We start from the raw sequence: 3,872 nt of genomic DNA on the forward strand, positions 1-3,872 counted from the left end.
AACAAATCCACCACTTCCCCATTTTCGCCCACATCTGTTTTAAGAACACATCATGACTTAATACGATTTGGCTACCATACCCCCTTTCAATTAAGGTTGCGACAGCTTCTACTGTATCCATAACACTTGGTGCTGCACCTTCTTTAGGGAAAGAGATATCCAAACCGATCATATCAAACTCAAGCCAAACACCGCGATCTAACATTTTGCATTGATAATCAATATCCTTACCGGATGGATCAGAGTGTGCCAATGAAATCTTAGAGGGGTTACATCTCATTTCTGTTAATAAAATGTCTAAAACTTCATCACCTCGACGCTGCCAACCAGGCATATGAATATTCATCGAAGCATGAGGATTACTATTTTGTGCAATAGCAGCAGCACGTAAGCTATTTTTCTCGCCATCGGTAAAGAATGGAGAAACACCAATTTCACCGATCATGCCAGCACGAATATCAGTACCATCAATACCTATATTCAATTCGTCATCAATGATTTTTGCCATTGCATCAATATTATTCGCCAGTCGTTCCCCTTCAAATTTTTCAATATAAAGCCCTGAAGAAGCAACAACATTAATGCCCGTTATCTCTGCAACTTGTCTTAGTTTTCTAATATCACGCCCAATTGATGAAGAGCCTGTTGCATCAACGATGGTTCTTCCACCTAACTCTTTGAAATTATTTAATTCAAAAATAACATCTTCAATTGGTTTTTTATCCATATTATCGCAACAGCAATATGGATCGTATTTAAGTCCCCACTGAATATCTGCACTCACTTTTTTATCAACTAACGCATGCGAGAATTCATAAAAAGGTTCATCAACAACACCTGAGAGATCATTAAAGAGGTGTTCATGGGGCAATGTTAGCCCCATATCTTCTTTTTTAACGGGGCCTGTTACAGTTTGGATATAACCTTTCATCACGATACTCCTACGCTTTTGCTGACTTAGTCGCTCTAAATTCAGGAATTGTGGTTACAATCGCACCTACTAACGCAAATAATGTGCCGATGATTGTCACTAAATAAACGGTATTGCCTAATGAAGGTAATAATAAATCAATTAATACAGAGCCTAATAATTGACCCGCTGTTGACGCAACACCCAACATCAGTAAACCTAAACCACGGACTAAAATAGCCATTAATGCGATAGACATCAGCCCTAAAGGACCCCCTAAATACATCCACCAAGTACCCGGTAATTCAAGAGTGATATGGCCTAATGCCATACGAACAATAAGCGCAATCGTTAAAACAGTGAAGCCAACAATAAAGTTCCAAGTGATAGACACCATCATAGAACCGGTTGCTTCTGCAACTCTAGAGTTACCAGCTGGCTGCCAACCCGCTAATAAACCAGCAAGGAAAGGTAAAATTGCTAAATAAATAAACGAGGTTGAATGCCATTGTGGAGAAACGACAAATAAAGTTGCAACAACAGCTAACACAGCACCTAGCACTCGATATGGAGTGAAATATTTTTTCTCATCAACACCAATACCAAAACGGTCACATAATAAGCCTGATAATAAGAGTGCTGAAATTAATGCTGTTTGGAATGTTGCAATCCCTAATGCGCTCGCAGAAGCCCCTTCAGAGAATACAACCATTGCACCGCAAAGACCCGCAAACCAGTTCCATAATGGAATTTTGCGCGTTTTAATTAAACTTGGAATTGAAGCAAATTGCTGACGATACTGTTTTTTTGACATGATGATAAAAAACATCACCACTAAGCCACTGGCAAAAGAGATAACGGCACTGGCGTTACCATCTTTTAAAACATGCCCTAACTGCCCATTCACCGCAGACTGCATTGGTGATAGCATACCTGCTAAAACCGTTGCTAACATCAGCAATGGTGTTGATAAATTTTTTGTACTCATAAGATGTTCCTTTTGGATTATTGGCTATGAGTGATTTCTTTTTTTATTTTTCAAGTAATCGGTTTTTTATTAGCGCAGAGCGGCAACTCTGCGCTTTTTTACTTTTTATGACAGTGATTCTTAATTCAAATTAACGGGCAATTTGTTTAAGAATATTGACCCACATATCAGCATAATGAGGCCATGCTAAAAATTCTTTGCTACCCCAGTGAGGAGAACAGTCACTCATAAAGCAGCCTGTTTTTCCTTTTTCAAACTGACCAAATACCAGCAATGGGTCTTCACCAATATTTAATACCGTTTCTGTGTTCTCTTTAGCTGAAACCTTGTTATAACCAAGGAACATAGGCCATTCACCAAAACCTTTTACTGACGCATGCTCAGCATTCACCGCACTAGCAAATACACCTTCTGGTGCTTCTACGCGATCGTCTCCATCCAACATTTCAACAGGCAGAACTTCTGCAAGTAATGTATTTTTGTAGTTTGCTTTAGCCTCAATACCCATAAATGACAGGTAACCACCAATCATTAATAAGCCGCCACCATTAGCTACGAACTCTTTAATTAGCCCTAATGCATTAGGGATAACTTTCATGTTGTAGAAGGTATCGTTTTGTAGAAGGAAGGTATTTGCACCAATGTCACTAATAACAATGACATCATATTTAGCCAATGCTTCTGCCGTTTGTGGGAATGCAACCTGAACGGTATGAGCAGGCATATAATCAACTTCAATACCCTTTTCTCTTAAGCAACTTAATAAGAACGTTGAACCTTCTTCATATTTGCTGGAAGTGAAGCTGTCGTAACCTTTAGAGTGGATCATATGAATATGCCATGACTCACCAATAAATAAGATTTTCATTTTTATTCCTCTTTCAAAAAAGATTATTTATTCAGGGGATTGGGTGACAATCTGTGAATATGTTGTTTGATTGATGCGATGCATGACATTAATATCTTCAGGCATTTCTGAAGCATTACTCGTCTCAACAGCTAAAGATGAAAAAGCTGATGCATAGCGTAACGCATAAGAAAACTGCTTTCCTTTTGCCAACGAGGCAGCGAGCGCACCATTAAAAGCATCACCTGCCCCTGCTGTATTTTTTACAACTGCCGGATATGCCGGCGAATAAATATACTTATATCCGTCATAAGCTAACGAACCTTTACTACCTAGCGTAATAACTACTTTATTCACACCTTGCTGATAAATGGAAAACGGCAGCATTTTTTGTCGGACTCTAAATCGAGTACTTCTATCCCAGATAATAAACTGGCTTCCGTTTCATTAGGTGTTAATATATCTATCATTGGAAGTAATTCATTCACTATTTTATTGTAAGGTGCTGGATTAAGAATAATAGGAATATTATTTTCGTTTCCAATAGCAATAAATTTCTTTTAATGCTTCAACATTCGTTTCTAATTGAAGTAAAATTATATCTGCATCAATAATTTTATCTTTCTGGATTTTTACTTCATCAGCAGAGATATCCATATTAGAACCAGAGTAAATAGAAATAATATTTTCCCCACTCTCTTCCGAAACAAAAATAGATGCAGTTCCTGTTTGATAATTTTCTGTTTGATATATCGTTGATGTTTTTTATTCTTGATGACGATATAAAATTAACGGCATAATCACTAAATTGATCTGTACCAATCTTCGTAATAAAGTGTACCTGTGCATCAGCATAACTCGCTGCTAGTGCTTGATTACAGCCTTTACCTCCTGGTGAAAAGATAAATTTATTCGATAATAAGGATTCCCCGGCTTCTGGCAATCTGGGAAGATAGCTAATCATATCAACATTTAAATGAACCCAGCACGCACACCTTAATTTATTGCTGTCTTATTTGCTAAATCGTTTTTATCAATTTGATCATTACATTACTAGAAATTTGTATAATTTCTTTCTTAGCGACTTTATCTAATGTTTCAAATTCTATAAAAGCACCACCATGGCA

General features: G+C 37.4%; 3 protein-coding genes and 1 pseudogene. All 4 read right to left on the reverse strand.

Annotated features, from left to right (window positions below):
• On the reverse strand, window positions 1-931 hold a 931-nt coding region (locus BHE89_RS11625), incomplete at its 3' end, for a phosphotriesterase family protein (protein ID WP_141008289.1).
• Window positions 932-941: 10 nt separating this feature from the next.
• Entirely contained in the window at window positions 942-1,898 is a 957-nt protein-coding gene (locus BHE89_RS11630) for a DMT family transporter (RefSeq protein WP_069368940.1), read from the reverse strand.
• 130 nt (window positions 1,899-2,028) lie between these two features.
• Complete coding sequence (locus tag BHE89_RS11635) at window positions 2,029-2,766, reverse strand: glutamine amidotransferase (RefSeq protein ID WP_069368939.1); 738 nt, start codon at window positions 2,764-2,766, stop codon at window positions 2,029-2,031.
• Between the two features lie 27 nt (window positions 2,767-2,793).
• Window positions 2,794-3,872 (reverse strand): annotated as a pseudogene (locus tag BHE89_RS11640) (ribokinase); the annotation flags it as partial.

This window comes from Shigella sp. FC1967 (assembly GCF_001743005.1).
Lineage (GTDB): Bacteria > Pseudomonadota > Gammaproteobacteria > Enterobacterales > Enterobacteriaceae > Proteus.